This is a genomic window from Faucicola mancuniensis (assembly GCF_046523945.1).
Lineage (GTDB): Bacteria > Pseudomonadota > Gammaproteobacteria > Pseudomonadales > Moraxellaceae > Faucicola > Faucicola mancuniensis.
Genome location: NZ_CP171363.1, coordinates 1,050,147 through 1,071,488, shown reverse-complemented (window position 1 = coordinate 1,071,488; position 21,342 = coordinate 1,050,147). Strand labels below are relative to the sequence as shown.

Sequence of the window (21,342 nt, the reverse complement as noted above, 5' to 3'; positions counted from 1 at the left end):
ATGATGGCTCAACTGATAAAAAGGGGCTGTACTAGATTGGAGTTAAATTTCACACCATTTTCTCAATATTTTAAGTTGATTAGATGGTGAACCATAATTAAATCTAAACCTTGCGAAGCAGTGCTTCTCATCTTTAATAAAAAGATGAAAGTTTTTCTTGTCAATACCGTTGTATTTTCTTAAAACACGCTTGGCTTGATTCTAGAAGTTTTCAATACCGTTGATGTGATTTAGCTTGTTGCTTTTATCTGCAAACTCTTTTGAATGATTAATTCTAAAGTGTTTAAAATCATTGACATCAAGAGCATTGTAACTTCTATAACTATCAGTGTAAACAACGCTGTCAGGCTTGATTTTACTTGTGATAATGGGCATTAACGTGGTTTGTTTAGTGTCTTTGACAACGACAGTATAAACCTTGCCATTACGTTTTAAAAGACCAAAGACAGCAGTCTTTCCACCTGCACCACGACCACGTTTGACTTTACGAATACCGCCGAAATAGCTTTTATCTAATTCTATTTCACCGTCAAAGGTTTCATGAGCTTCAAGGATAAGATTGTATTCTATCACAAGTCTTATTTTATGGTAAAATAAGGCTGCTGTATTATGTTGAATTTGCAGTAAATCAGCTGCTGCTCGAGCAGTAACTTCTAGTACAAAACATTCAAGTGGTTTTTTCTGTACTTTTTTACTTAATCTACAATGTGTTAGCTTCATATTTTTAGTATAATATGATAGCTAATCTAGTACAGCCCCAAAATTTAAAATATTTTGAATTGTTGATGATTTAGAGTAAAATTAGATTTAAAATTTGGCGGTAACAGAGAGATTCGAACTCTCGATACGCTATTAACGTATACACACTTTCCAGGCGTGCGCTTTCAACCACTCAGCCATGTTACCAAAAGAAAATTAACAAAGTATAGAATAGAAGCATATTTTACCGAAAAAATTCGCCATTGTCATGTATAATTAGCAAAATTATTCAATCAATTCACGCCGTCATGTCAAAAACTTTTATTTATACAACATTTGTTTATTTTATTACGTTTGGCAGTATCAATCCAGCCGTTGCCGAAGACGATGTTTTTTTCCAAAAAAAACACACCCATGACTGTGGCAATCAGTATTACGGACAAACCACCCCACAATATTTAAGCCAAAACAATTTTGACATTTATTATTTGTGTTTTGATGGATTTGCCGTCGGCTACACAGGCGTGGGTAAGGTTGCGTTATGGTCGGCAGAGCATTTGACAAAACAACGATTGGAGCAAGCCCAAACCCTTGAGCGAAAAGACAGTTTTCACGAAGAAAGCCAACTGCCAAACCGTGTTAAAGCAACGTTAAATGACTATAAAAAAATGCCTTATGACCGTGGACATCTCGCCCCAAATGGCGATATGGCAACGCCTGAGCAACAATACGACAGCTTTAGCCTTGCCAATATCGTGCCACAAAACCCTAATCACAATCGCAGTCTTTGGCGAAGTCTTGAAACTCGCACTCGCTATTTGACCTTAAAATATGGCGATGTTTATGTGGTAACAGGGACGGCTTTTTGGGGCAAAAATATCAAAAAACTTAACAACAAAATCCTTGTACCGACCCATTTGTACAAAGCGATTTATATCCCAAGTCTTAACCAAGCGGGCGTTTATTTTTCGCCAAATAATGACAGCGGTCTGGTAGAAGTGATTAGTTTGGACGAATTGGCAATGCGTATCAGCGTTGATGTCATGCCAAGCGTTGACCCATCGGTGCAAAAAATCGCCATGCCCCTACCCACCGAAAATTTAGATGACACACCAAAAAGCAAACCCAAAAACCAAGACAATCACACATTTTGGGTATTTTTGATAAATCTTGCATTGGCATTATTAGAATGGTTAGCAAGTGTGCTAAAAAATTGACGCCACCCAAAAAGCATACAACTGTAAACGATAGGTAACATTTTTTACAAAATAACTGCTAAAAAACTAAAAAAACGCTTTACCTAGATTAAATTTTCGCTATAATAAAACTTCAATCCTTTCTTTTCACAACCAAAAGGAATTTGTGATGAAACTATCTACCAAATCTATCATTTTTGCAGGTCTTTCTGCCCTAAGTATCTCTGCAATGGCAGCCGACCCAATCGTTGGCACATGGCAAACCTACGAAGACGGTCAAGCCAAAGCCCAAGTCAAAATCACCCAATCTGGCAATGCTTTCAATGGCACTATCGTGGCTGGTAACACCGAAAAAGCCAAACAATACGTTGGCAAAACCGCATTGATGAACTTGACTTCTCAAGGCGGTGGCAAATACAAAGGCAAAGCCAAAGACCCACGCTGGGGCTTTTCAGTGGGTGCAAACATCACTGTCAGTGGCAATACGCTAACCATTTCTACCCTAAAAGGTACACAGAACTGGAAAAAATTAAAATAATTTTTCCAAAATCCATAAAAAACCTTAACAATGTTGTTAAGGTTTTTTTGTTTTTGTCAGTTTTTAATCTTAGTTTAATAAATATTGTGTCAAGTCTGCAAAACTATCAAAAGTCATATCAGGCTCAAAACTGCGAATATCTTCGCCATAATTATAACCATAAGACAACGCCAAAGTCGTCATGCCTGCGTTTTTGCCTGCTAACACATCATTTTTTGAATCGCCAATCATATAACTGTCCGCCACGTCAAAGCCTAAGGTCTGACAAGTTGTCAGCAGTGGCAATGGGTCGGGTTTTTTGACAGGCAGACTGTCGCCACCCAAAATATGACTAAACAGCCCTTGCCAGCCCAAGGTTTGTACAATCGCAGGGACAAATTGTGCAGGTTTATTGGTAACAATGCTTAAGGTATAGCCCGCTTGTTTTAGGCGGTTTAAGCCGTCTGTTACGCCTTGATAAGGGATTGTTTTTTCACAAGTTTTTTGGGCATAATGATAAAAAAAGCGTTGCAATGCGTTATCAAGTATTATTTCATCCACGTCTGTGCTTTGGCTTGCGGTCAAAGCTCGTTGTATCAGCACTTTTGCACCATTGCCGACCCAGTTACGGATTTGATTTTCGTCAAAATTTTGGCGTTGCAAATCGCTTAAGGTCTGATTGACCGCAATGGCGATATCTGGCACGCTGTCAATGAGCGTGCCGTCCAAATCAAAAATTAACAAGGCATTTTTCATACGTTTATCCTTTGTTTTAATCAAAACAACAGTTTAACAAAAAGCGTGTGAAATTGGCAATGTTTGTTTAGTTATTTGTGGTTTGTTGCAGCGGATTTTTGGTAACGCACATCTTCGTCTGTGATACAGTAAAGTAGCTGTTCTGCCATGTTGCGAGCGTAATACCCACATGATATCAATGATTTTGGCGACATTTCGGCTGTCTTCCATGACGTAAGTCAAAACGGCACGAGAAGCAGATTTGTACATATCGTCAATTTCTTGGTCTTGGGCTATCACTTTTTGGGCGGTGTCGGCATCAAATTTGGCAAAGGCATATAGCACGTCATTGAGCATATTTTGCACGTTTTTGCCGATTTGGTAGGCTTCTGAATAACCGATGGGGGCTTGCCCTGTTTTGGTGTCTTTGCGTGCCATTTTGGCGATTTTTTTGGTTTCATCGCCAATGCGTTCCACGTCCGCACGCATTTGCTAATCGCCATAATCAGGCGTAAATCGGTGGTGGCAGGTTGGCATTTTACCAAAACTTTGACGACCATATCGTTCAATTCTTGTTCAGCAAGGTTGATATGACTGTCAGCGTCAATGACTTTGTTTGCCAAAGTGCCAGTGCCGTCTGTGTCCATCAAGGCTTGCAGAGCTTCGGTAACGTTGGCTTGAGCCATTTCGTCCATGTTTAAAAATTGCTTCACCAAATTTTTTAAATCGTTGTCATAACTTTTTGACAAATGTTCACCAATAATATTCATCATCACTCCGTTTATCAATTGTTAAAAAAATTCATGCTAAATTTTAACGAACAAATAAGACAAAATGATGACAAAAGTTTAATCAGTTTTTAAAACGGCATTTAGGCGTTGTACAGTGTCATTATTAAGCTGTCCTGTGGCTTTTTGCAAGTCCACATAGGCGGTCAGATAATCAAAATACGCCGTTATCAACTGACGTTTGGCATTGTGATATTGACGCTGGGCGAGCAAGGTGTCCACCATAGACCGCACGCCCAAGTCGTAGCCTGTTTGGGTGGCGGTGGCGACTTTTTGATTGGCATTGACGGCGGTTTGTTGGGCGGTGATGGTCGCTTTTTGGGCGACTAGGTTTAGGTAGGCTTGGCTGGTTTGGGTCATCACGCTTTGGTTGGCAAAGCGTAATTGGCTGATTGCCGATTCGGTCTGATACGCCCCTTGTTGCAGTCCTTTGAGCGTGCGTCCGCCTGTGTAAAGCGGTAATTCAAGCTCCACGCCAATGCCATAATTTGTGCCGTTACTGGTTAATAACGCATTGTTATCCGTGTCTTGCCAGCCGACATCGGCAACAAGGTCAACTTTTGGGTATAAGTTGGATTTTAAATAATCTTGATTTTTGTGGGCAAGGGCGACTTGGGCTTGGGCTAATAACAAATCAAAATTTTGTTGTTGGGCAATGTTCAAATAGTTTTCAAGGCTTTTTTCGGCAACCAAATCCGCCTTAAAATCTGTTTTTAAAGGCGAAATTTCGTCAATCACCTTGCCTGTCAAAAGCGACAACTGCTGTTTGGCGTTCAAAATCGCCACATCATTGTTGGCTAACAAGGCTTGCACGCTTTGTAATTGGGCGTAAGTTTCTTCGGTGTCCACACGTGCGACCACGCCTTGCTGTAAGCGAGCTTGCATCATGTCATTTTGGGCTTTTAAAGCGGTGTATTCAGCGGTCAGACTTTCGGTCATCGCTTGGGCTTGTAGCACACCAAAATAAGCTTTGATAACTTGTTCTGCCAAGGTTTGCTGTTGCTGTAACAGTTGAATTTCGTTGATATCTTGGCTAATTTTGGCTTTTTCCAAAGTCGCCCATTTGTCCGCACGAAACAAGGCTTGACGTAGCCCTACCCCAATTTGACTGGTTTGGCTACCCATATCAGGAATGTTGTCATTTTCTGGGTAAAAATGGTTACGCTTTATGCCTGCTTGCAAGCCAATTTGTGGCAACAAATCCCCCTTTGCCAAATCTTCATTTACCGCATTGGCAAGGTAGTCATATTGTTGGCTTGCCCATCTGCCGTTGTAGCGTTGGGCAGATTGGTACAGTTGCCACAGGTTTTCTGCATATACAGATGTGCTTAAACCGATGGTTAAAAAAACACAACCCAATGATTTTGCAAGATTTTTTAATAAAAAATGCATATTATAAAAAGCCCAAAAAACTGACAGCCTTAGGGCTGTTTTAGATACGGCCACGCCGCTTTTAAATAAATCATCATAGACCACAAGGTCAAAACCACCGAAATTATCATCAAAATATAACCAAGTTTTTCCAACGATTGCCAATTTAACAACAATACGGTAATGGCTATCATCTGAAAGGTGGTTTTGAGTTTGCCAACATACGACACCGCCACACTGGTGCGATTGCCAAGCTCTGCCATCCACTCTCGCAACGCTGACACCGCAATTTCACGAGAAATAATCACAATTGCCGAAATCGCCATGATAATATCAGGGTGCCATTGCACAAGGATAATCAAAGCGCCTGCCACCATCAACTTATCCGCCACAGGGTCGAGAAACCGCCCAAATGCCGAACTTAAGTTTAATTTTCTGGCAAAATAACCGTCTAGCCAATCGGTTATCGCCGCCAACACAAACACCGCCGTCAATAAAAAATGCCGTAATAGACTGTCGCTAAAGTGATACATACCGATGTTGGCAATGGTATTATCGCTAATCGGTGGCTGATTAATCCCCATCGCAGGCGGCCAGTACGCAATCGCCACAAATAACGGAATCATCACAATGCGTGCAATGGTGAGATTATTGGGCAGATTAAAAATACTCGTCTGAGCGGTGGCGACAGCTTGGCTGGCTGAATTTGGCTGTTTGTCGGTTTGGCTCATGGGTAGTTGCCTTGATTATTCATGGTTGTTTTGTATTATTCATAATTATTAAAATATTCTTTAACTTCATAATACCGCTCGCCCAGCAGTCTTGCTACGCATTGCATTCTGACGGTTTCTTGATAAGCGGGTTCGGCATCTTGGGCTTCTTCGGTACAGGTGGCATCACGGTCAATCACCCATTGTTTTTGGTCATCGGTCAAAGACTCTTGGGCTTCGGCACTGGCAGAATTCCACAATTCATTAAATTCTTTGCGTTTAAAATCCACTTGGGCTTTGGCTTTTGCCTGTTCACGTTTGATTTTTGCCAATTCCGCTTGGCTGATGGCTTCTGTGTCTATTTCTGGTTCTGCTTCGTCATCGGCAGTTGTCCCTGCAGGCCCGACTGCTGATGGTGTCTGCGGTACAGTTGGCGTTGGTGCAGATGCAACGACCACTGAAGCCACCGTTGTTGTACTGGCGACTGCTGATGCGGTGTTTTCAATAGGTAACAAATCCCCTTGTTGGCTTGCATCCACGATGATTTTGGCAATAAATTCTTGTAGATTATTCACGTCCATCAGCTCAACGCTGACTTTGTCGGCGGTGTCTGTCGGCTGTGTGCTGTATTTTAACTGGTGCTGAACTTGTGTACCTAACAGCTCAATGTCTTGGCGAAAGGCAAAATCTTGAATCGGTAACTCGCCATTGGCTTTACGCACCTCTTCGGCACGTTCTAGCATGGATTTGTTTAATCCGACAATCAGCTCGCCTGTACAGATGTTTTTACTGCTATTGCCATCTTTTTCACCGTTGCCAATGTTATCCACACTCACTTTTAAATGGCTGACCGCCTGTTTTATCAAGGCGATATCCACATTGTTATTGTTAAATTGCAAATAATTTTTGGTGGCGGATAAAATGTCTTTTTGTAATTGTTCTTCAATCAATTCTAAGGCGACAGGGTCGTTACACGCCACCGTTTTTTGGGTCATGGCTTTGATTTTGTCGCACCCTGTCAAACCCAAAGCGGACACCAACGCCAAAGCGAATACAGATTTTTTTAACATACCATTTTCCTTAAAAGTGTATTTGAATTTATCTCATTCTCAACACCCTCCCCCAGCCCCTCTCATAGGGAGGGGAGTTACCTTCACCTTTGGGGGTGAGAAGCACTGCTTCGCAAGGGGGAGGGGGTAATAAACTTAATGACTTATATTTTAAGTTGAGATTAGAATTTGATTTATTGTAGCAAATTATTCACCGACAATAAACGCTGATTTTAGCCAACTGGGTAATAACAAGGCTTTTTCGCCCTTATTACCATCATTTACACCATCAAAACTCACCACATCAAACCGCACGTCAAAGTCCTGATATTGTGGAAAACATTGCAAAAAGGCTTGCGTGGTTTTGATTAATTTTTTTTGTTTGGTTTTGGTAATGCTGTCGTCCGCTGTGCCAAATTGACCGGTTTTGCGTTGTCGCACTTCTACAATAACAAGGCAATCAGGCTGTTTTGGGTACTGTTTTTGGTTGTCTATCATCACCAAATCCAACTCACCCATATTTTTGTAATGCCAATTTTGACATACCAAAACCAAGCCTTGCTGTTGTAAAAATTCACAAGCCAATTGTTCAAAATATTCGCCTTGTCGTTGTTTTGGTGCGGTTAATTTCATGATTTTTGTTTATTTTTTTTAAATTTTTACGGTGTTTTGGTTTAACACTTTTAACAATACTTTGGATTTTCGTTCGTGGTTATAATTGGCAAACCGTGCCTTTGGCAAGCGTTCAGCAGGGACTTCGGCAAAGCCTAATTCCATAAACCAATGGGCGGTGCGAGTGGTCAAAACGAATAATTCGCTGATGTGCTGGATTTTTGCTTGTTTTTGCAAAAATGCTATCAAATCCGCCCCACGATTGCCCTGCCGATAGTTTGGGTGAATGGCGATACAGGCGATTTCGCCTTGAAAAATCTCGCCTACGTCCGCCTGTAGCGGATACAACGCCCCACAACCAATCACCATGCCATCTCGCTCAATGATACAAAATTTGTCAATCTCACTTTCAAGGCGTTCTTTGGAACGGCGAACCAATATCCCTTGCTGTTCCAATGGTTCTAATAATTGTAACAAACCACCAATATCGGCAATGCTAGCAGGGCGGATTTCGTCATACGCACTTTGGCTAATCAACGTGCCTGAACCATCATGGGTAAACAATTCTTCTAACAACGCCCCTTTTTTTGCATAAGATAAAATATGGGTGCGTGACACATTTTTTTGGCAAGCGGTGATTGCCGATTGTAAAAAACGCTGGCTTTCTAGCTGTTCAAAATTTGCAGTTTCTTCCATTTGTTTAACATTTGTCAAATCGTTTAGCAAAATTTGGGCTTGTTTATCGGTTATTTCTCTTATCAAATGTTGGCTAATATCGTACACGCCTGCATTTTTGCCAAGTAAAATCAATTTATCCGCTTGCAAGGCAATCGCCGTTTGTACCGCCACTTCTTCGGCAAGTAGGTTAAACACCTCGCCTGTCGCCGAATAGCCCATTGAGCCTAACAGCACGATATGCCCTTGTGATAAACTGTTGGCAATCGCTTGGCTGTCAATGCTCCGCACCTCGCCTGTGAATTGATAATCCACGCCATCATGAACGCCATAAGGACGTGCGGTCACAAAATTGCCCGACACCACGTTGATTTTTGAGCCGTACATGGGTGAATTTGCCAAGCCCATACAAAACAACGCCTCTATCTGTAGCCGTATTGAGCCGACCGCATTTAGCACATGGGGTAAAGCAGTTTTTGGGGTAATGCGTAAATTTTTATAAAAAGGCGTGGTGATATCCGCCTGTTGCAAATTGCCATCAATCTGCGGACGAGAACCATGCACCAACACAAGGCGAATCCCCAAACTGTGAAGCAACGCAAAATCATAAATCATATCATGAAAATTGGCATGACTGACCGCCTCACCACCAAACATCACCACAAAGGTTTTGTTACGGTGCGTGTTAATATAAGGAGCGACATGGCGAAACCAGTGAATATGGTCGCTATTTTCAAGGTTGGTAGAATTTGGTGATAAGTGTTGGTTCATGGCGTTTTTTTAGTTTTTATCAAAAAAAATAAGGTAACAAATTTTGCCAAAAAAACAAGTTTTATTTTAAAAATTTCAAAAAAATATTACAAAATTTCGCTCGCCTGTTTTTATTTGTTACAACGCTGTCAATTTTAACAAGTTTATGATGTGTTTTTGCCAAAATTTTGTTATGCTAACGAAAATTTTTTTAATAAATCTTGGAGTTTTTATGAAATTATTCAACAAATCTTTGACAAAAAACAGCACACTGGCAAGCCTTGGCATCGTTGCAAGCCTTGTATCGGCTCAAGCATTGGCAGTACTACCTGCATCAGGGCTTGCCACCACCGATTTAAACCCTACTGCCATGCCAACGGCTAACACCCAGCTCAACACCCGTATTTTGGCTTCAGCCGTGGCAACGGATGCACAAGGGCAAGAAGTGCTAAGCCCAATCACCAACCAAACCCAACTGACATCAGGCAATGTGATTGAGTACCGTGGCTATGTGGTGAACAACAGCCCAGAGCGTATCCGCAATGCGACTGTAACGCTGGATATCCCTGCGAATACCGAACTACTTAGCACTGAGACCTTATCACCAAATCGTGCCAAAGGTAGCATTGATGGCGTGAATTTTCAGTATTTGCCATTAAGAACCAACGTCGGTGGCGTTATGCAACCTGTGGCAACCCATTTTTATAAAGCGGTTCAATGGGACATTGAAGGCTTGGGATTAAACGAAGTGGCAACGGTGAAATACCGTGTTCGTGTAAAATAAAGTTTATAAAAAAAGGTTTGTTTTTTAACAAACCTTTTTTTTGCGTACGTTCTATTTAATTTAATCAGCAACATTGATTGCCCAATATTTGGTGGTTAAATATTCTTCCACGCCATATTTTGAACCCTCACGCCCAAAACCTGACTGTTTCACCCCACCAAACGGTGCAACAGCGGTAGAAATCAGCCCTGTATTTTGTCCAACAATGCCGTATTCCAACTGCTCGGACACTCGCCAAGACCGCTGTAAATCATTGGTATAAAAATAACACGCCAACCCAAAAATGGTATCATTGGCACGCTGTATCACTTCGTCTTCAGTATCAAAGCCATAAATGGCAGTTACAGGGGCAAAAATCTCGGTGCTTGCCATCGCCATGCTCTCATCAACATTGTCCAAAATTGCAGGGGTCAAGCACAGTTTTGATGATGAATGCACCTTGCCTCCTGTTACAAGTTTTGCCCCTTTGTCGGTGGCATCTTTGATTAGGCTTTGGGCTTTTTTCATCGCATCTTGGTTAATCAACGCCCCAATGTCGGTGTTTTTGTTCATGCCGTTGCCGACTTTTAATTGTTCAACTTGTTTTTGGTAAAGTTTTACAAATTTATCCTTAATGCTGTTTTGCACATAAATGCGGTTGGCACACACGCAGGTTTGCCCTGCGTTGCGGTATTTTGATGCAATTAAGCCATCACACGCTTTTTGCAAATCGGCATCGTCAAAAATGATAAATGGGGCATTTCCACCCAATTCCATAGACATTTTTTTGACAGTTTCTGCACATTGTGCCATCAGCTTTCGCCCAACTTCGGTTGAGCCTGTGAATGAAAATTTGGCAATGCGTTCATCGCTAGTCAAAACCCCGCCGACCACGTCCGATTTGCCAGTAACGATTTGCAATAATCCTTTAGGGAAGCCCGCTTGCAATGCCAATTCGCCCAATGCCAATGCCGAAAAAGGCGTTTGGGTGGCAGGTTTAACAATCATGCTACAGCCGACCGCCAAGGCTGGGGCGACTTTACGAGTAATCATGGCGGACGGAAAATTCCACGGTGTCACCGAAGCACACACGCCCACAGGCTGTTTTAGCACGACATAACGCAAGTCGTCTTTGTCATTTGGCAAGGTGTCGCCGTACACTCGCTTGCCCTCTTCGGCAAAAAAGCGGATATAGCTATTGGCATAATCAATCTCGCCAAGCGATTCTTTGATGGGTTTGCCCTGCTCGGCAGTCATCATAATGGCAAGGTCTTGTTTGTTTTGTTCAATCAAATCCGCCCATTTGTGGAGCAATTCAGCACGGTGAAAGGCGGTTTTTTTCGCCCAGTCTTTTTGGGCTTTTTGTGAATGGGTAACGGCTTTTTTGACTTCGGCTTTGGATAGGCTCGGTACTTGTCCGACAAGGCTACCGTCAAAGGGATTGACGACATCTATCATCTCGCCTGTTTTGGCAGTTTTCCAGTCATTATTGATAAAACAGGCTTGTTTTAACAAGGCTTTGTTTTTTAATTTTAAAGTGGATTTTTTGGGTTTTGCAGTTTTTGCGGTTTTTTTGGAAGTTTTACTTGATTTTGCCATGATGGTTTTCCTTTTTTACAAATTTTACAAATGAGTTTGCATAAAGTTTACACCCAAAACCGCTTTTCGTCATTAGGCTATGCGTTGCAAAAATTTATCAAATGTAGTGTTCATGTAAAAAACTTCCAAAAAAAATGTTCCACGTGGAACATTTTTGGATTTAAGCACCATATAAAGCCACCACTTCCCCAACAATAATCACCGCAGGGGCAGGTAATTGAGCGACCGCTTGCTTTGCAACAATATCATCAAGCGTGCCTGTCAAAACCTGCTGATTTTCTCGCCCTGCATTAGACACAATGGCAACAGGCGTATGCTGTGGTACGTCTGCCTTTACAAGGTTTTGGCAAAGCGGTGCTAAGGCGTGTAGCCCCATATAAAACACCAACGTTTCGTCCTTGTGGTATAGACTTTTTAGCTCATCAAGATATTCATCGCTTTGATAACACGCTGTCAAAAACCGCACAGACGTTGCCACGCCACGATGAGTAAGCGGAATGCCTGCCCCATTTGATGCCGCCAAAGCAGACGTGATGCCACTCACCACTTGATACGGCACGCCTGCTTGACGGCACGCCAGCATTTCTTCACCGCCACGCCCAAAAATAAACGGGTCGCCCCCTTTTAGGCGTAACACTCGCTTACCCGCTTTGGCATGAAACACAAGCAGTTCATTAATCTCGTCTTGGGTTTTGGTGTGGTTACTGCGTTTTTTGCCCACAAAAATTTTATCGCTATCACGGCGACACAAATCCACAATCTCTTGTGGCACAAGGGCATCATACAGCACGATATCGGCTTGTTGCATGAGACGCAAGGCTTTAAAAGTCAGCAAATCTGCCCCACCTGCCCCTGCACCAACGATATAGACTTCGCCTGTGTGCGTACCGGTTAAATTTTGTTCAAAATCCGCCAAAGCGACCGCCAAATCATCAGCCGTCAATGCTTGCTTGCCGTGCGTTGTGGCGTTGTTTAAACGTGGGTTTACCGCTGTTTCGTTTAGACTATCGGCAAAGATTTTTTCCCAAAATTTGCGTCTTAAATTCATATTTGGCAATTTCTCTTTGACCGTTTGGCGAAATTCCCCTGCCACTTTGGCAATGTGGCTTAAGTTTTGCGGTAACATACTCTCAATTTTGGCACGCACAAGCCTTGCTAACACAGGGGCTTTGCCGTTACTCGTTATGCCAATAACCAAAGGACTTCTATCGACAATGGCAGGAAAAATAAAATCGCAAAGCTCTGGGGTATCCACTACATTGACAGGGATATGTTTGGCGTGAGCATCTGTATAAATTTGGCGGTTTAAGGCGTTGTCGTCCGTTGCCACAATGATGATGGCAAAATTGGCAAGGGCTAAATCCTCCTTATCATAGCTTTTTTGCAAAATCTGCTCGCTTGGTAAAAGTTCAAAAAACTTCTCATCAACGGATTTTGCCACCACAAATACCCTTGCCCTTGCCAACATGACAAGGCTTGCCTTACGATAAGCGACATCGCCACCGCCAACAATAAGCACGTCTTTATTGGTCAAATTAAAAAATAAGGGCAAGGTGTTCATGAGTTTCCTTTTTACAACTTTTTTACAACTTTTCAATCATTAGACCTCTTTCCAAACTAACCCAACTCGAAATTATAAATGGCACAAATCAAATTAACCCTTAAGCCAAAGCGTTTTCTGCGATTACGATAACGACAGGCTAGGATTTTAAAACGTTTGATTTTGCCGATAACATGTTCATTGGTTACCCGTTCAGAAGCTAATTCTCGATTGGCTTGTTTGTCAACTTTAGATAGTGGATTAAGCTTGGTTTTCTTTTTTGGGAATTTGCTATTGGCATGGTGTTTGTGTATGCCTTGATAGCCCGAATCTACTTGGATTAAGATACTAGGCTTTATACGCATTTTTGAGTATTGGTAAAGTTTAAAGTCATGGGTTTTACCTTTGCTAAAATGGGTACAAAGTATTTTTTTGCTGTTTTTATCGACAACGATTTGTGCTTTTAAGGTGTGGTGTTTCTTTTACCTGAGTATTGCCTGCGTTGCTTTTTTGGGTCGCTCACAAGGTACTTCGGTTGCGTCTATCAGTACGGTTTCAAGGTTTGGGTCTTGCCATAAAGCCTTTTTGCTAGGTAGGGCAAAGTCTTTGTGGGCTATCAGTATGCTTTCTACCCATTTGATGGTTTTACAGACAGCACTTTCACTGATACCAAAGTCTTGCCCTAGGTGAAATTGGGTGCGATATTCTCGGTAGTAACTCAAAGTCAGCATGAGCTTGTTTTCTAGGCTGATTTCATTTTTCCTGCCACCTTTTTTGTGTTGTTCGTTGTATGCTTCTTGTAGTATGGTGAGCATATGAGTATAGGTACTTCTTTGGATGCCAAAGTAGCGTTTAAATTGTGCGTCACTGAGTTTTTCTGCTTGTTCGGGTATCATGCTTTTGCTGTTTTTTCTAAAAATCAGTATTATACCAAATCACTATTAAGGTTTGGAAAGAGGTCTATTTTAAAATAAAATATTGAATATGCGTCAAAAGGGCTTATGCAATAAGCCCCTACGGTAAATCAAATTTGCGTATGCAAACCGCATTCACGGTGGGCAAGGGCTTTGGTTGGGTCAAAATAATCATCTTCGCCATACTCGGCAAGGGTTGGCAAGCCGTTATCTTTTTGATAAGCGTCCAGCTCGTCTGCGGTAGCGTTAAACAGCGGCGCAACTTTTAGCACGCCATCTTTTGACAAAGACAGCACGTCCAACGCCCCACGAAACTCGGTTTGGTCTTTTCGAATGGCGTTAAACCACACGTCTGGGGCAAGCTCGGCTAAGGCTCGGCGAAACGGCTCAAGTTTGACCTGCTCGGTAAATTCGCCATGCAAATCGCTGTCCACATCTGGAATGCCGTTCATTGCCACATCACGAAAGGCACGAGTTTGGGCAGGGATAAAGGTTTTGACCGATAGGTTTAAATCTTTGATGATTTTTTGGGCGTGTTGGTAGGTTTGCACGGTGTTATAACCACTGTCCACAAACAGCACCGTGATGTCAGGCTTAACACCGCTGACAAGGTGCAAAATAGACGCTTCAAATGGGCGAAAATTGGTGGTGATGATTGGGTTTTTGGCGATGGATAATGCCCATTCCACAATTTCTTTTGGGGTTTTGCCTTGAAGTTTGGCGTTGTATTCGGCAAGGTTTTGCTCGGTTACGATGGTTTTTGACATGACTGTCTCCTGTTTTGAAAAATTGATTGGGCGTAAGCATTACGCCCCTACGGTTACGGTTTTTAAAATAAATTTGAAAATTGACGAAACATTGGCAAACTGTTTACCGATGTGCCATGATGGGCGGACGCTAAGTCGTTTAGTGTTTTTAGCACAATTTGGGCTAAGGCAACATCATCATCTGCCACGACAAATGCCGACACGCCTGCATTACTAAAATAAGCGGTTTGGTCGTGTCCAAAATTACCAGCGATAAAAATATTGCCATCAAAGCCATGCTTGCGTAATTGACGAATTAAACTAAACACTCGCCCATCACTAAACACTTTTTGATAAATGACAATGTTTGGCAAAGCGTTTGCCAATTGATGCGTTTGTAAAACTGTTTGCACTTGAGCAAAACTGTCGTCAGCGGTTAATAACAAACCATTGGCATTGCCGTCAATCTCATCACTTAGCACATTTAACACCAACGTATTGTCATCTTTCACAAGCGTTTGGGCTTGGCTTGTGCTGATAAAATTTGGCTCAAATCCCGCCCACGCATTGTTATCGGCAGTTGGCTCGGTATTTGCAATGAGATAAATTTGGCTTGATTTTTGATAACTGTCGCCATTTTTATTGGCAAAAATAATGTTCATGCTTAACCCCCATAAACCGCTGATTTGAACGGTGCAATCCCTACTCGTTTCAGCATCTCACCAAAGCTTTCTGGCTCATCGCCATTGTCTTGACGCTCGTTTTTGTACACTGTCATGATGGTGGCGATGGTGTTTGCCACTTCATCGGCAGGGACGGCTTTGCCCAAAATATCGCCCAATTTGGCATCACTGCCAGAGCTACCGCCAAGGCTGATTTGATACCAATGCTCGCCTTTTTTGTCCACGCCCAAAATGCCAATATCGCCCACATGGTGGTGCGCACAGGCGTTCATACAGCCTGACATATTGAGCCGAATCTCGCCCAAATCGTACAAATAATCCAAATCGTCAAACTTACGTTCAATGGACTCGGCAATGTTGTGCGTGGTCGCATTCGCCAACGCACAGTAGTCAAAGCCAGGGCAGACAATCATGTCAGTCAGCGTGCCGATATTGGCACGCGCCAAGCCGATTTTTTGTAAGGCTTGCCAAACATCATATAATTTGCCAATTTCCACATCGCCCAATACCATATTTTGCTGATGAGTAATGCGAATTTCACCAAAGCTATACTCCTCCGCCAAGTCCGCAAGTACCAGTATTTGTTCACTGGTTAAATCGCCAGCTGGTATATATTTTGACACGCCATTTTGGGTAACTACGCCAGCTTTTAGCGACAAAATCACCGCTTTATAACCGCTAATTTTGTGGGCTTGGGTGTTATGCTTGTACCAGTCGGCAAAATCTTTGTCATTATCAAGATGTTTTTGCAGTTCGCCGTTGACAGCAAGCACGTCAAAACTTTGATAATTTGGCTCGGTAAAATAACTTTCGGCTTTGGCAAAATGTTCATCGCTCAAGGTCAAATCGCCATCTTTGCTGTATTGCCATTCTTCATCAACAAGCCGTGCAAATTCTTCTTTACCAACACTTTCCACCAAAATTTTGATACGGGCTTTAAATTTGTTATCACGTCTGCCTTGCAAGTTATACACACGCAAAATCGCATCAAGATAGCTCAGCAAATGTTCTCTTGGCAAAAATTCGTTAATCACCTTGCCAATCATCGGTGTACGCCCAAGACCTCCGCCCACAATCACTTCAAAACCAATATCACCTGCGTCATTTTTGACAATGTGCAATCCAATGTCATGCACTTGCGTGGCGGCACGGTCGGCAGTTGTGCCAATCACCGCAATTTTAAATTTGCGTGGCAAATAGGCAAACTCTGGGTGAAAGGTACTCCATTGACGGATAATTTCACAATACGGACGTGGGTCAGCAATTTCATCAGCATGAATACCCGCATAAGGGTCGGTGGTGGTGTTGCGAATGCAGTTGCCAGATGTTTGAATGGCGTGCATTTGGTTGTCGGCAAGCACTTGCAAAATGTCTGGCACGTCTTCTAATTTTACCCAATTTAACTGCATGTTGGTGCGAGTGGTAAAATGCCCATAACCACGGTCAAAGTCGGTGGCAATGTTGGCAAGCGTGCGAAGTTGATAACTTGCAAGCAATCCATAAGGAATGGCAATACGGAGCATGGGGGCATGGCGTTGAATGTATAAGCCGTTTTGTAATCGCAAGGGCAAAAACTGCTCTTCTGGCACCTGCCCTGCCAAAAAACGCTCAGTTTGGTGGCGAAACTGAGCCACTCGTTCATTGACCAATGCTTGGTCGGCATAAGAATATACGTACATGATAAATCCTAATATTTTTTTATGGCGATTTGGCTAAAAATTGCTTATTATGTTAATGCCAATTTTTTATATCTCTAAATTCTATAACGGCATATAAAAAGGCGTTTACTGCATAGGTATTTTTAAAAAAAATAGATTAGCCTATACTCACCAATTTTAAGCAAAAAAACTTTAAGCAAAAAAACAGTAGGAAAAATTATGAGCCAAACCAACGCCAACATTTTTAGCAATGACGACATTTATACCGAACTTGTGCCACCGCACGGCAGTCCTGTTTTAAAACCCCTTGCCCTAACAGGCAATGAGCTTGCCAATGCCATTAGCACCGCCAAAACTTTGCCAAAAATCACCCTATCATCTCGTGAGCGTGGCGATTTGATTATGCTAGGCATTGGCGGATTTACACCGCTTGATGGCTTTATGGGCGAAACCGATTATCAAGGCGTGGTGGACAACATGACCTTAACGCAAGGCGGTGTGGACGGCGATTATCAAGGTGTTTTCTTTCCAATTCCCATTACCCTAAGCGTGGATAAAGCCACAGCCGACACCATTAAACTTGGCGATACGCTTGCCCTTTATTCTCATGCCGATGATGGTGATGAATTGATGGGAACAATCACCGTTAGCAGTATTTTTACGCCAAACAAAGCCCACGAATGCCGTCAAGTCTTTGGCACGGACGACACTGCCCACGTTGGTGTCAAACAAGTGTTGGATAACGGTGAAGTGTATATCGGTGGCAAAGTGCAAGTGTTTAGTCAAGGCGAATTTGTCAAAGATTATCCAGAAATTTACAAAACCCCTGCCCAAACTCGTGCCTTGTTTAAACAAAAAGGCTGGAAAACTATCTCAGCGTTCCAAACTCGCAATCCGATGCACCGCTCGCATGAATATCTTGCCAAAATCGCCCTAGAAATTACTGATGGTGTGATGATTCACTCATTACTTGGCAAGCTAAAAGCTGGCGACATTCCTGCAAGCGTCCGCCAAAAAGCCATTGCCACGCTTATTGACAATTACTTTAAAAAAGACACCGTGATACAAGCAGGCTATCCGCTTGATATGCGTTACGCAGGCCCAAAAGAAGCCCTACTTCATGCCCTGTTCCGCCAAAATTATGGCTGTAGTTATTTGATTGTGGGGCGAGACCATGCAGGCGTGGGCGATTATTATGGGGCGTTTGATGCACAAAAAATCTTTGACACCTTGCCAAAAGATGCTCTTTTGACCAAACCTTTAAAAATTGACTGGACGTTTTATTGCACAGCGTGTAACGGCATGGCAAGCACCAAAACCTGTCCACATGACGAGAGCAATCACGTTAAAATCTCTGGCACAAAACTACGCACCGCCCTTAGCAATGGCGAAGACGTGCCAGACACCTTTAGCCGTCCAGAAGTTTTAGCGATTTTAAAAGAATATTATCAAGGTTTATAAACTTTTTTTAAAATTTGTAGACCATTAAGCCATAAAAAAACCGATAATTGCTATCGGTTTTTTTATTATTTTCTACGCTGTTCCACAATCAATGAGTCAATGCCACTGTTTTGTAATCGGCGTTGGGCTTGGGTTGCCATTTCATTATTCGGCATTTGTCGTGAAATCACTTGATAAAGCATACTGCCATCGTCCAAACGTTTTTTGACAATCTGGGCATCTACCCCTGCCATCAACACTTCGGCTCGGCGTGTATCAGCTTCGTCCGCATTGTCAAAGCTGTTAATCTGCAAAATATACGTTTTTGACGGTTCGCTATTCACAATCACGACTTTTTTACTGGTTTGTATTTCTAGCTGACTTTTGTTGGATAAAATTGGATTATCCGTGGGATTTTCAATCGCCACATCTGCCATCATTGGATTGTCAGTTTCGGCAGAATTTGGATTTTTATCGGTGTTGACGGTGTCAGTTTTATTGTCGTCTGTTTTTTGGGATTTGGCTTGTTGTTTGCCTGTTACTACCGCATCAGGTTTGGTTGATAGTGCGATTTGACTGGCAATCGGCTTTGTCGGCACGCCTGTGACTTGTTGCTCTGGTAGCAGTTCATAAAAGTCGTATTCGGGCTGTTCGGTTTGGGTCTGTTTGGGTTTGACGATGTCATCAGCTACAACGTTTGGCTTTTTGTCCGATGGATTTAACAAATACAAAAACAGCCCAACCAATACCGCAATCAAAAACCCCACCAAGATTTTTGCAAAGGTTGCCATACTGTTTGACGGCTCTTTTGGGGTCGCTCCTTGTTTTGACATGATTTGCTCCTTGTGGGGTTTAGATTGATAAAATTTATTAACAATATGATAAATAAAACTACATACTGGTCGGTGCAGAAAGCCCCAACAATGTTAAGCCATTTTGCACCACTTGACGCACCGCTTTTGACAAACGCAAACGAGCTTGCATTAGGTGTAGCTTGTCTTGGTCGCCGATTTCGTCTTCTTTTGGCAAAATGCGATTGTCGTTATACCATGCGTGAAACAAACTTGCCAAATCTTTTAGATAATTGGTCAAAATATGGGGTTCATATTGGGTTGCCGAGCGTTTGAGCGTGTCTGGATAGGCGGATAACAGGCTGATTAAATCGGTTTCAATCGGCTTGGTTAAAAGCGATTGGTACTGTTTGCCGAGCGTATCATCGGCACTTAGACCATGCGTTTCTAGTCGCTCCAAGATACTACAAATCCGTGCGTGAGCGTACTGGATATAATAAACGGCATTATCTTTGCTTTGCGATTTTGCCAATTCCAAATCAAAATCAATATGTTGTTCAGGTTTGCGAGCGACATAATAAAAACGTGCCGCATCGTTGCCAACTTCTTCACGCAGTTCACGCAAAGTCACAAACTGCCCAGAACGGCTAGACATTTGTACTTGCTCTTCGCCACGCCATAGCGTCACAAACTGCACCAAAATCACGTCCATTTTATTTTCGTCATAGCCCATCGCTGTGAGTGCTGATTTCACACGCTTGATATAGCCGTGATGGTCTGACCCCCACACGTCAATAATGCGGTCAAAACCACGGTCAAGTTTATTTTTGTGATAGGCGATATCGGGCGCAAAATAGGTAAATTGTCCGTTGGCACGGCGAACGACACGGTCTTTTTCATCGCCAAATTCGGTAGATTTAAACCACAAATTGCCGTCTTTTTCATACAAAAAACCACGTTCGTTAAGCAAATCCAACGCAGGCAAAATGTCGTCTTGAATTGATTTTTCGCTAAACCATTGGTCAAAATGTACGTTAAAATCTGCCAAATCATCTTGAATATCGGTCAAAATGCTGTATAAGGCTTTTTCATGAAAAATCTTGTAATTGTCGCCCAAATTGGCTTTGGCATTGTCAATTAAACCGTCAATATGCCCTTCTTTATCGCCAGAAACCAGTGCTTTTTCACCTTTGTCATCAGTTTTGTACACCGCATCATTAGGCACATTGGCAAGCATATTTTGCCAATTAGTTTTTAATTTATCGCCAAAATCAGCAAAAATCGGCTTGGCAATGTCTTTGACATAATCACCTTGATAGGCATTTGTTGGGAAAACAATCGGCTCACCACACAACTCAAGATAACGCAAATAGGTGCTGGTCGCCAAAATATCCATCTGACGACCTGCATCATTGACGTAATACTCACGTCCGACTTGGTAGCCGACCGCTTCAAGCAAATTGGCAACGCTCATGCCAAACGCCGCCCCACGCCCATGTCCCACGTGTAGGCTTGACGTTGGGTTGGCGGACACAAATTCTACTTGAATTTTTTTGCCTGCAAAATCTTGGCTCGTGCCAAACTCGCCTTTTAACTGCATAATGTTGTCAAGCACCGCAAAACGTGCATTGTCATTTAAGAAAAAGTTAATAAAACCCGCCCCAGCAATCTCAATTTTGGCAATATTGTCATGACTTGGGATTAGGCTTACGATTTTTTCGGCAAGCTCTCGTGGTTTCATCCCAGCCACTTTTGAGGCGACCATCGCCAAATTACTGGCAAAATCGCCGTGGGCTTGGTCTTTGGTGCGACTAATCGTGCTGTTATTTTGCCAATCTTCTGGCAAAACTTGTTGTGCTTTTAGCGTCTCAATCACCGCTTGTAAAGATTCTTCAATCACAGGAACTTGTTCTGACATAATATTTCTCATTAAAATTTTGTAAAATGTATAAAAAAATTGTTAAAAAAATAAACGTGCTAAATTATAACAAAATAATTATTTTTTCGGTAATTTTTCGTAATTTTTCATGGTTTTTCCATGATAAATTGTCAGTGATAAAGCAGTCAGGTTAATTTTGGAGTATAATAACCGCAATTTTAAATTTT

General features: G+C 42.3%; 19 protein-coding genes, 1 tRNA gene and 2 pseudogenes. 4 read left to right on the top strand and 18 right to left on the bottom strand.

Annotated elements, in window-relative coordinates; all coding sequences use genetic code 11:
• Positions 1-42: 42 nt before the first annotated feature.
• Together ACGTJS_RS05260 and ACGTJS_RS05255 are read right to left on the bottom strand one after the other, a co-directional pair.
• Positions 43-720: pseudogene (locus ACGTJS_RS05260) on the bottom strand (IS1595 family transposase).
• 95 nt (positions 721-815) lie between these two features.
• A tRNA-Ser gene (locus ACGTJS_RS05255) sits at positions 816-906 on the bottom strand.
• 101 nt (positions 907-1,007) lie between these two features.
• On the opposite strand from ACGTJS_RS05255, the gene ACGTJS_RS05250 reads away from it, so the two are divergent.
• Together ACGTJS_RS05250 and ACGTJS_RS05245 are read left to right on the top strand one after the other, a co-directional pair.
• The gene (locus ACGTJS_RS05250; RefSeq protein WP_410473037.1) at positions 1,008-1,916 is read left to right on the top strand and encodes a DNA/RNA non-specific endonuclease; all 909 of its coding nucleotides are present in this window, start codon (positions 1,008-1,010) and stop codon (positions 1,914-1,916) included.
• 148 nt (positions 1,917-2,064) lie between these two features.
• Positions 2,065-2,433: a DUF2147 domain-containing protein gene (locus tag ACGTJS_RS05245; RefSeq protein ID WP_315044101.1), complete on the top strand. Its 369-nt coding sequence runs from the start codon at positions 2,065-2,067 to the stop codon at positions 2,431-2,433.
• A gap of 69 nt (positions 2,434-2,502) precedes the next feature.
• Here the strand turns inward: ACGTJS_RS05245 and ACGTJS_RS05240 are convergent, their stop codons facing one another.
• The 8 genes from ACGTJS_RS05240 to argA form a co-directional block, all read right to left on the bottom strand.
• Positions 2,503-3,168: a phosphoglycolate phosphatase gene (locus ACGTJS_RS05240; protein WP_315044098.1), complete on the bottom strand. Its 666-nt coding sequence runs from the start codon at positions 3,166-3,168 to the stop codon at positions 2,503-2,505.
• Between the two features lie 33 nt (positions 3,169-3,201).
• Positions 3,202-3,504: a phosphate signaling complex PhoU family protein gene (locus tag ACGTJS_RS05235; RefSeq protein WP_410473229.1), complete on the bottom strand. Its 303-nt coding sequence runs from the start codon at positions 3,502-3,504 to the stop codon at positions 3,202-3,204.
• On the bottom strand, positions 3,444-3,917 hold the full coding sequence (locus ACGTJS_RS05230) for a phosphate signaling complex PhoU family protein (protein ID WP_410473036.1): 474 nt from the start codon (positions 3,915-3,917) through the stop codon (positions 3,444-3,446). Before ACGTJS_RS05230 ends, ACGTJS_RS05235 begins: the two co-directional genes overlap by 61 nt.
• A 78-nt stretch (positions 3,918-3,995) precedes the next feature.
• A complete protein-coding gene (locus tag ACGTJS_RS05225; protein ID WP_410473035.1) occupies positions 3,996-5,294 on the bottom strand; it encodes a TolC family outer membrane protein in 1,299 nt (432 codons plus the stop codon).
• Positions 5,295-5,356: 62 nt separating this feature from the next.
• On the bottom strand, positions 5,357-6,037 hold the full coding sequence (pgsA, locus tag ACGTJS_RS05220; protein WP_410473034.1) for a CDP-diacylglycerol--glycerol-3-phosphate 3-phosphatidyltransferase: 681 nt from the start codon (positions 6,035-6,037) through the stop codon (positions 5,357-5,359).
• A 35-nt stretch (positions 6,038-6,072) separates the two neighbouring features.
• The gene (locus ACGTJS_RS05215) at positions 6,073-7,086 is read right to left on the bottom strand and encodes a lysozyme inhibitor LprI family protein (RefSeq protein ID WP_410473033.1); all 1,014 of its coding nucleotides are present in this window, start codon (positions 7,084-7,086) and stop codon (positions 6,073-6,075) included.
• 186 nt (positions 7,087-7,272) lie between these two features.
• Positions 7,273-7,698, bottom strand: a complete 426-nt coding sequence (locus tag ACGTJS_RS05210) for a YraN family protein (protein ID WP_410473032.1) — start codon at positions 7,696-7,698, stop codon at positions 7,273-7,275.
• A gap of 18 nt (positions 7,699-7,716) precedes the next feature.
• The gene (gene argA / locus ACGTJS_RS05205; RefSeq protein ID WP_410473031.1) at positions 7,717-9,123 is read right to left on the bottom strand and encodes an amino-acid N-acetyltransferase; all 1,407 of its coding nucleotides are present in this window, start codon (positions 9,121-9,123) and stop codon (positions 7,717-7,719) included.
• A gap of 211 nt (positions 9,124-9,334) precedes the next feature.
• Between argA and ACGTJS_RS05200 the strand changes: the two genes are divergently transcribed.
• The gene (locus ACGTJS_RS05200) at positions 9,335-9,886 is read left to right on the top strand and encodes a hypothetical protein (RefSeq protein ID WP_410473030.1); all 552 of its coding nucleotides are present in this window, start codon (positions 9,335-9,337) and stop codon (positions 9,884-9,886) included.
• 60 nt (positions 9,887-9,946) lie between these two features.
• Here the strand turns inward: ACGTJS_RS05200 and ACGTJS_RS05195 are convergent, their stop codons facing one another.
• From ACGTJS_RS05195 to ACGTJS_RS05170, 6 genes and pseudogenes are all read right to left on the bottom strand, one after another.
• Positions 9,947-11,464, bottom strand: coding sequence for an NAD-dependent succinate-semialdehyde dehydrogenase (locus ACGTJS_RS05195; RefSeq protein WP_410473029.1), 1,518 nt, complete (start codon positions 11,462-11,464; stop codon positions 9,947-9,949).
• A 160-nt stretch (positions 11,465-11,624) separates the two neighbouring features.
• On the bottom strand, positions 11,625-13,025 hold the full coding sequence (gene cysG / locus ACGTJS_RS05190) for a siroheme synthase CysG (protein WP_410473028.1): 1,401 nt from the start codon (positions 13,023-13,025) through the stop codon (positions 11,625-11,627).
• 56 nt (positions 13,026-13,081) lie between these two features.
• A pseudogene (locus ACGTJS_RS05185) lies at positions 13,082-13,900 on the bottom strand (IS5 family transposase).
• 128 nt (positions 13,901-14,028) lie between these two features.
• A complete protein-coding gene (locus ACGTJS_RS05180) occupies positions 14,029-14,685 on the bottom strand; it encodes a phosphoadenosine phosphosulfate reductase family protein (RefSeq protein WP_410473027.1) in 657 nt (218 codons plus the stop codon).
• A 62-nt stretch (positions 14,686-14,747) separates the two neighbouring features.
• A complete protein-coding gene (locus tag ACGTJS_RS05175; RefSeq protein ID WP_410473026.1) occupies positions 14,748-15,326 on the bottom strand; it encodes a DUF934 domain-containing protein in 579 nt (192 codons plus the stop codon).
• 2 nt (positions 15,327-15,328) lie between these two features.
• Positions 15,329-17,026, bottom strand: coding sequence for a nitrite/sulfite reductase (locus tag ACGTJS_RS05170; protein ID WP_410473025.1), 1,698 nt, complete (start codon positions 17,024-17,026; stop codon positions 15,329-15,331).
• Positions 17,027-17,224: 198 nt separating this feature from the next.
• Here ACGTJS_RS05170 and sat point away from each other — a divergent pair, with 198 nt between their 5' ends.
• Entirely contained in the window at positions 17,225-18,466 is a 1,242-nt protein-coding gene (sat, locus tag ACGTJS_RS05165; protein ID WP_410473024.1) for a sulfate adenylyltransferase, read from the top strand.
• 65 nt (positions 18,467-18,531) lie between these two features.
• Here sat and ACGTJS_RS05160 read toward each other — a convergent pair whose 3' ends face one another.
• Positions 18,532-19,278: an SPOR domain-containing protein gene (locus ACGTJS_RS05160; RefSeq protein WP_315042655.1), complete on the bottom strand. Its 747-nt coding sequence runs from the start codon at positions 19,276-19,278 to the stop codon at positions 18,532-18,534.
• Between the two features lie 58 nt (positions 19,279-19,336).
• Entirely contained in the window at positions 19,337-21,154 is a 1,818-nt protein-coding gene (gene argS, locus ACGTJS_RS05155) for an arginine--tRNA ligase (protein WP_410473023.1), read from the bottom strand.
• Positions 21,155-21,342 lie beyond the last annotated feature (188 nt).

Coding starts and splice junctions, on each gene's coding strand:
- ACGTJS_RS05210 (WP_410473032.1), bottom strand. CDS start 7,698: ATGAAATTAACCGCACCAAAACAACGACAAGGCGAATATTTTGAACAA.
- ACGTJS_RS05235 (WP_410473229.1), bottom strand. CDS start 3,504: ATGCTCAATGACGTGCTATATGCCTTTGCCAAATTTGATGCCGACACC.
- ACGTJS_RS05215 (WP_410473033.1), bottom strand. CDS start 7,086: ATGTTAAAAAAATCTGTATTCGCTTTGGCGTTGGTGTCCGCTTTGGGT.
- ACGTJS_RS05160 (WP_315042655.1), bottom strand. CDS start 19,278: ATGTCAAAACAAGGAGCGACCCCAAAAGAGCCGTCAAACAGTATGGCA.
- ACGTJS_RS05230 (WP_410473036.1), bottom strand. CDS start 3,917: ATGAATATTATTGGTGAACATTTGTCAAAAAGTTATGACAACGATTTA.
- argA (WP_410473031.1), bottom strand. CDS start 9,123: ATGAACCAACACTTATCACCAAATTCTACCAACCTTGAAAATAGCGAC.
- argS (WP_410473023.1), bottom strand. CDS start 21,154: ATGTCAGAACAAGTTCCTGTGATTGAAGAATCTTTACAAGCGGTGATT.
- ACGTJS_RS05245 (WP_315044101.1), top strand. CDS start 2,065: ATGAAACTATCTACCAAATCTATCATTTTTGCAGGTCTTTCTGCCCTA.
- ACGTJS_RS05195 (WP_410473029.1), bottom strand. CDS start 11,464: ATGGCAAAATCAAGTAAAACTTCCAAAAAAACCGCAAAAACTGCAAAA.
- sat (WP_410473024.1), top strand. CDS start 17,225: ATGAGCCAAACCAACGCCAACATTTTTAGCAATGACGACATTTATACC.
- cysG (WP_410473028.1), bottom strand. CDS start 13,025: ATGAACACCTTGCCCTTATTTTTTAATTTGACCAATAAAGACGTGCTT.
- ACGTJS_RS05200 (WP_410473030.1), top strand. CDS start 9,335: ATGAAATTATTCAACAAATCTTTGACAAAAAACAGCACACTGGCAAGC.
- pgsA (WP_410473034.1), bottom strand. CDS start 6,037: ATGAGCCAAACCGACAAACAGCCAAATTCAGCCAGCCAAGCTGTCGCC.
- ACGTJS_RS05175 (WP_410473026.1), bottom strand. CDS start 15,326: ATGAACATTATTTTTGCCAATAAAAATGGCGACAGTTATCAAAAATCA.
- ACGTJS_RS05240 (WP_315044098.1), bottom strand. CDS start 3,168: ATGAAAAATGCCTTGTTAATTTTTGATTTGGACGGCACGCTCATTGAC.
- ACGTJS_RS05250 (WP_410473037.1), top strand. CDS start 1,008: ATGTCAAAAACTTTTATTTATACAACATTTGTTTATTTTATTACGTTT.
- ACGTJS_RS05180 (WP_410473027.1), bottom strand. CDS start 14,685: ATGTCAAAAACCATCGTAACCGAGCAAAACCTTGCCGAATACAACGCC.
- ACGTJS_RS05170 (WP_410473025.1), bottom strand. CDS start 17,026: ATGTACGTATATTCTTATGCCGACCAAGCATTGGTCAATGAACGAGTG.